Source organism: Okeania sp. SIO3B5 (assembly GCF_010692555.1).
Classification (GTDB): Bacteria; Cyanobacteriota; Cyanobacteriia; order Cyanobacteriales; family Microcoleaceae; genus Okeania.
The window spans coordinates 1-6,730 of sequence record NZ_JAAHHG010000535.1 but is presented as its reverse complement, the minus strand read 5'-3'; the positions used below and the strand labels follow the sequence as shown (position 1 = coordinate 6,730).

Here is a 6,730-nt window from a genome sequence, read left to right as displayed (position 1 = left end):
TCTCCCCATCTCCCCATCTCCCCCTCTCCCCATCTCCCCATCTCCCCATCTCCTCATCTCCCCATCTCCCCATCTCCCCATCTCCCCATCTCCCCAAACTCCTGACTCCTGACTCCTGACTCCTGACTCCTGACTCCTGACTTCTAAGAGTGAAAACTGCTATAACAATTAAAAATATCGCTGAGAAAATTGTTGATTCTATGACTGCTATTGAAGGATTATGGCCTCATAATATTAGCCCCAACCGACTCGCTGTGCTAGAAAGAAAATTGGTGCTTTGGTTGCGATCGCAAAAATTTAACTCTAATTTAACTTCTGAGTCGCTGCAATACAAATCTTCAGAGGAATTACAAACTTTGATATTGTCTGCAACTACTGCAGGTTGTGATTTTTCAGGGTTTAGAATAATAATCAAGAGTGTGGTTGAAGCTGATACAGAAAATTTACTGGAGTTAGCAAATATCGCTGGTATAAATCCTGCTTTAGATTTTGCAGGAGCTAAGTTATTAGGGGTTAATTTATGTGGTGTTGATTTGAGTGGTGCAAACTTGTATGGAGCTTATCTACGGGGTGCAGATTTAAGTGATGCAGATTTGAGTGAAGCTAATCTTGGAAAAGTAAATTTAGGTGGAGCAGATTTGAGTGGGGCATTGTTAAGTAATGCCGATCTAAGTGAGGCAAACTTGCACCGTGTTAGTCTAGCTTTATCAAATTTGAGTGGGGCCAATTTGAGTGGGGCCAATTTGAGTGAGGCCAATTTGAGTAATGCCAATTTAAGTGATGCAAATTTGAGTAATACTAATTTAACTAATGCCGATCTAAGTCAAGCTGGATTAGCGTTAACAAACTTAAAAGGAGCTAATTTTCAAAATACAAAAGTAGAGAATGCTAGGTTATGGCATGATTCTGGTTTATCTGATGAAATGAAGCAAGATTTAATTAGTCGTGGAGCGTTCTTTGAAGATAATTAGGGCTTGCTGAATAAGTCTTTTTGCGTTCGACAGGGAGTAGGGAGTAGGGAGTAGGGAGTAGGGAGTAGTGAAGAGTCAAGAGGAATCAGGGGTTGTAGAAGACATACAAAGGAAAAATTATCCCAGGCCCAAGTCTACCCTATTCTTACCCAAATACTCAATTTTTGAGCATTCTTAGGGGAGTTCAGGGGGACTTTTTCACTACCTCAAAAGCCTAAAACCAATATCAGTAAAGACTTTTATATTTAATCAGCAAACCCTAATTAGAATCAGAGAAAAAATCATCGGCGTTGCTGAAGCGCCTGTATGATATTAATCTTAATTATTTAGAAGTCAGGAGACAGGAATCAGGAGGCAGGAATCAGGAGGGAAGAGAAAAGAAGAAAGAGGAGTAGAAGGAGAAATTTTTTTGTTTGCTGGCGTACAACTTTCCTGTGGGAATACTACCGCAAGCGTTAACGCAAAGCGTTGCGTCAGCATTATAGCGGAGCGCGGAACAGAGTTCTATAGCGCTCTTATCCGGACACGATATGATGCCTCAAATCAGCAACGCCAAATCATCTAAATTAATAATTATCAATCTTATTGATTTTGTCTCCCACACTCCGCACTTCAATTTGTATCATTAAAAGTAGTATATAAATCTGTAGTGTAGTAAGTATTTATACTATGCAAATCATCTCAATTACTTTTTTCGTTCATCAAATTCCGAGTAAAAAATTTACGCATAAATACTTGCTATACATGATTACTCAATCACGGCAGCTATGATTTTCTTCTAAAATTCTGTCTCTTGTCTTCCCCTCCTGGGAGGGGCTAGGGGTGGGTTGTCTCCAGACTCCTCCTTCGGTTGCTACATTTTGTGCTGCGGAATGTGGGTTGTATTCTTTCTGAGATGCTTCTGTTTATCCTAGCATATCATTGTTTTATTGACTACTCCCCGGAGGTCAGTCACGGGGATTCTAAGCAGATACTACGCAACAGGATAAATCCGTGTTGCTCCGTTTCTTCTCATTCGTACAAATACCCACAGCTAAACTTAAGCAACGAGTTAAACAACTGTGTGAGGAAAACAACATTAAATTTGTGGAAACAGAAGAGTCATATACCAGTAAAGCTAGTTTTATAGATGGGGATTTTCTGCCTACTTTCGGTCAATAGATTATAATTTTATTAGTCAAGGTGTAATTATTCAGAATTATACTTGACTAAATTAACTCCAGCGATCGCCTTTAAATAACATCCTATTGATAGTGTTAAAGAATAACTTTAATATGGCTAATCAAAAATCCCTTGATAAACTACAGAAACTAATTCATGATACTGGTCAAACTAGCAATCAAAAATTGACTAACAATTTTACTGGTATAACTCTTAAGTTTGCTGACCTGAGTCTTTGCGATTTAAATGATATTAATTTCACTGAAGCTATTCTCAAGGATGCTTATCTACTTTGTGCCAACCTGAAAAGAACTAATTTTAGTAATAGCGATCTGAGTCATGCTAATCTGAGTGGGGCAATCATGTGGTTTGCCAACCTTAATCATGTTAATTTAAAGAGCGCAGACTTAAGAGGGGTAAGTTTGATAAGTGCTAACCTCAAGGGTGCCAACCTAGAAAATGCTAATCTTTGGCGCAGTGAAATTACAGATGCACAGTTAATGCAAGCCAATTTTACTAAGGCTAATTTAAATCGTGCTAATCTCAGAAATACTAACCTCACAGATGCTAATTTTAGTTATGCTCAACTTGATGAAGCAAACATCAGCGAAGCTAATCTTACAAATGCTAATTTTAGTTATGCTAATTTGACAGATGTTAACCTTAAAGATTCTAATTTAGAAGGTGCTAATTTATTTAAAATTAATCTTGTCAGAGGTAAATTGAATCGAGCTAATTTAGAAGGTGCTAATCTAGAAGGTGCTAATCTAGAAGGTGCTAATTTAAGTGATACTAATCTTAATGACGCAAAATTAATGAATGCTAACTTAAATCATGTTAATTTTAGGGGAGTAAAAATTAATTATGCAACAAAATTAGATGATAAATGGTATCTTGTTTGGGATATTGTGAATCATGGCGCTTATGGTAGAAATTTAAATGGTGTTGACCTTGAATATGCCGATCTTAAAGGCGCTAATATGGGAAATGCTAATTTAGCAGATGCTAACTTCAGATATACTAATTTCAGATATGCTAACTTCAGCAATGCTAATCTCACCAATAGTAATTTAACTAATACTAATCTTACAGATGTTAATTTGATCAAAGCCAATTTGTCTAATTCTAATATGCAAGGTACTAACTTGAGCAACACTTTATTATTCAATGCTGTCTTAACAGGTGCTTTGTTAAATGAAGCTAAGTTGCTAAAAGCTCAATTATGTGATGCAGAATTATTAAATGCAAAATTAAAAATGGCAAATCTGATGGATGCTAACTTGAAAAATGCTAAGTTATTGAAAGCTGATTTAAGAGAAACTAATTTAGAAGGTGCAGAGTTAGAAGGGGCTATATTTGGTGAAAATTTAGGAATTACTGAAGAAATGAAGCAGGAGTTAATTAAACGTGGAGCTATTTTTGCGGATGAATATTAAAGTATAATTAGGGTTTGCTGAAAAAGTCTTATGGGTGAGGGTAGGAGACAGGAGACAACCCACCCCTAGCCCCTCCCAGGAGGGGGAGACAGGAGAAATGGGTACTTATAGAAGGTAGGAGTAAGAATTGTAAGAATTATTTTTCTGCCTAACTATGAGCCTAAAATACTAATTTTTTGAGGGTTTTATATCATGTCCGGATAATTAGTGATAAAAAAACTTTCTCCTTCAACTCCAGTTCTTCTTCTTTCTTTCCTCTTTCCTCTTTCCTCTTTCCTCCTGACTCCTGACTCCTCCGTAGTTATTTATTTATCACTGTTCAACCGGACATGATATTAGACATGATACCAGGCACTTTTTTAGACCCCAAAAAGGCTAAAATCTTTATCTGTAAATACTTTTAGATTTAATCAGCAAGCCCTAATTATCCGGACATGATATTACAAATTATCAGATGAACCCGCCCCTAGCCCCTACCCCATGTTCGGACTACATCCTCTATAATTCCTCCTGATACCAAATCCGGTTTAGATAAGATGGAAAGTACAAGCATTGAAATTTGTTGATTATAAAAAAAACTTACAACTTCATCAAAACTTCTGATTTCTGACTTCAAACTTCTGATTCCTAACGCAACTCCTCCAACACCTCTTTTGTAAACGGATTTTCTCCTTTTTTCAAAGCATCAACCCAGCCTTGACGTTGTACTTTATTCTCATCTTTTTTCGTCCATTTAATATACGCTTCAAAGTCTTTAATAGCTCCCGAAAAATCTCCTGTTAATGCCCGCGTCAAACCTCGACTATCTTTAAGCAACCCATCATCTGGAGCGAGTTGAACTGCTTTTTCACAGACAAAGATTACTTCTTTTGCTTGATTATATAAACTACCATACCAACAAATTTTATCCCAATCACGAGCAGTTATTTCTAACTCTGAATCTAATTTTTCTGCTTCATTGAAAAGATTAATTGCCTCATCTATTTTTCCCTGTCTTGCTAATTTTGTTCCCCTTTGTACTTTACCCGGAGCAGCTAATTTTTTCGCCACTGCTTCTGCATCTGTTTCTACTTCCTTTGTGTCTGAATTTAGGTCAATATCAGAGTGCAACTTTTTAGCTTCCTTAAACTTATTTGTTGCGTCCTCAATTTTCCCCTCTTTTGCCAACCCCACTGCCTCTTCCACCTTCCCTTCTGCTTGAAACTGACGCACTACTAATACTGGGTCTTGATCTTTAACTTCTGTTTTCGGCAACAAGTCAATATTGTCATTAAGCTCGACAAATGCCTCCAATAACTTCTCGGCTTCTTTTACCTTATCCTCCTGTGCTAACTCCTTTGCTATTGCTGAATCAAAGGGAAAATCAGAATCAAGTTTAACTGCTTGTTGAAACTTAGAAATAGCCGATTCAACTTTTCCCTCTGCTGCTAACTTCTCACCCTGCAAAAACAAAGCTGTTGCTGAAACTTTTATTCTACAGAGACGACGCTCCTCTTCAGTGACATTAGGGTTATTTTTCAGGTAGTTACTCATCCACTTGCAAGCATGAGCCATCAAGCCATCTCGGTTTAAATTCCATAGTTTGGCCGTGTGATCCATACTCCCCGAAGCAATCAATTTCCCATCCGGGCTGAATGCTACAGCATAAACATAGTCTGTGTGCCCCGATAAAGTCTCAACTAAAGTGCCATCTGTGTTCCAGAGTTTAACCGTGTTATCCCTACTCCCCGAAACAATCAATTTCCCATCCGGGCTGAATGCTACAGCATTAACATAATCTGTGTGCCCCGATAAAGTCTCAACTAAAGTGCCATCTGTATTCCAGAGTTTGACTGTCTTATCGCTACTTCCCGAAGCAATCAATTTCCCATCCGGGCTGAATGCTACAGCATTGACAGAACTATTGTGCCTCATCGATAAAGTCTCAACTAAAGTGCCATCTGTGTTCCAGAGTTTGACTGTCTTATCGCTACTTCCCGAAACAATCAATTTCCCATCCGGGCTGAATGCTACAGCATTGACAGAACTATTGTGCCTCATCGATAAAGTCTCAACTAAAGTGCCATTTGTATTCCAGAGTTTGACTGTCTTATCGCTACCTCCCGAAGCAATCAATTTCCCATCCGGGCTGAATGCTACAGCATTGACAGAACTATTGTGCCTCATCGATAAAGTCTCAACTAAAGTGCCATTTATGTTCCAGAGTTTGACTGTCTTATCGCTACCTCCCGAAGCAATCAATTTCCCATCCGGGCTAAATGCTACAGCCAAGACATCACTTTTGTGCCCCGATAAAGTCTCAACTAGACTGCCATCTGTTTTCCAGAGTTGGACTATGGAAGAACTCCCCAAAGCAATCAATTTCCCATCCGGGCTGAATCCTACAGCATAGCCATGGCCTGTATGCCTCGATAAAGTCTCAACTAAACTGCTGTCTGTGTTCCAGAGTTTGACTGTCTTATCCCTACTTCCCGAAGCAATCAATTTCCCATCCGGGCTGAATGCTACAGCATAGACAGAACTATTGTGCCCCGATAAAGTCTCAACTAAACGGCCATCTGTGTTCCATCGTTTGAAAGTGTTCCAGAGTTTGACTGTCTTATCGCTACCTCCCGAAGCAATCAATTTCCCATCCGGGCTGAATGCTACAGCATAGACATCACTGTCCCCCCATAAAGTCTCAACTAAGCTGCCATCTATGTTCCAGAGTTTGACCGTGTTATCCCTACTCCCCGAAGCAATCAATTTCCCATCCGGGCTGAATGCTACAGCATAGACAGAACTATTGTGCCCCGATAAAGTCTCAACTAAACTACCATCTGTGTTCCAGAGTTTGACCGTTTTATCCCTACTTCCCGAAGCAATCAATTTCCCATCCGGGCTGAATGCTACAGCATAGACAGAACTATTGTGCCCCGATAAAGTCTCAACTAAACTACCATCTATGTTCCAGAGTTTGACCGTTTTATCCCTACTTCCCGAAGCAATCAATTTCCCATCCGGGCTGAATGCTACAGCAGAAACATCACTCCTGTGTCCCGATAAAGTCTCAACTAAAGTGCCATCTATGTTCCAGAGTTTGACCGTGTTATCCCTACTCCCCGAAGCAATCAATTTCCCATCCGGACTGAATGCTACAGCAGAAACATCACTCCTGTGCCA

3 protein-coding genes and 1 pseudogene are annotated in these 6,730 nt (G+C 39.2%); 3 read left to right on the top strand and 1 reads right to left on the bottom strand.

All coding sequences use genetic code 11. From position 1 onward, the window contains the following. Nucleotides 1-149: 149 nt before the first annotated feature. From F6K54_RS37620 to F6K54_RS37610, 3 genes are all read left to right on the top strand, one after another. Nucleotides 150-971, top strand: coding sequence for a pentapeptide repeat-containing protein (locus F6K54_RS37620; protein WP_293089105.1), 822 nt, complete (start codon nucleotides 150-152; stop codon nucleotides 969-971). 993 nt (nucleotides 972-1,964) lie between these two features. Continuing rightward, complete coding sequence (locus tag F6K54_RS37615) at nucleotides 1,965-2,132, top strand: hypothetical protein (RefSeq protein ID WP_375342029.1); 168 nt, start codon at nucleotides 1,965-1,967, stop codon at nucleotides 2,130-2,132. A gap of 113 nt (nucleotides 2,133-2,245) precedes the next feature. After that, on the top strand, nucleotides 2,246-3,568 hold the full coding sequence (locus tag F6K54_RS37610; RefSeq protein ID WP_293089103.1) for a pentapeptide repeat-containing protein: 1,323 nt from the start codon (nucleotides 2,246-2,248) through the stop codon (nucleotides 3,566-3,568). A gap of 627 nt (nucleotides 3,569-4,195) precedes the next feature. Here the strand turns inward: F6K54_RS37610 and F6K54_RS37605 are convergent. Then, nucleotides 4,196-6,730 (bottom strand): annotated as a pseudogene (locus F6K54_RS37605) (hypothetical protein); the annotation flags it as partial.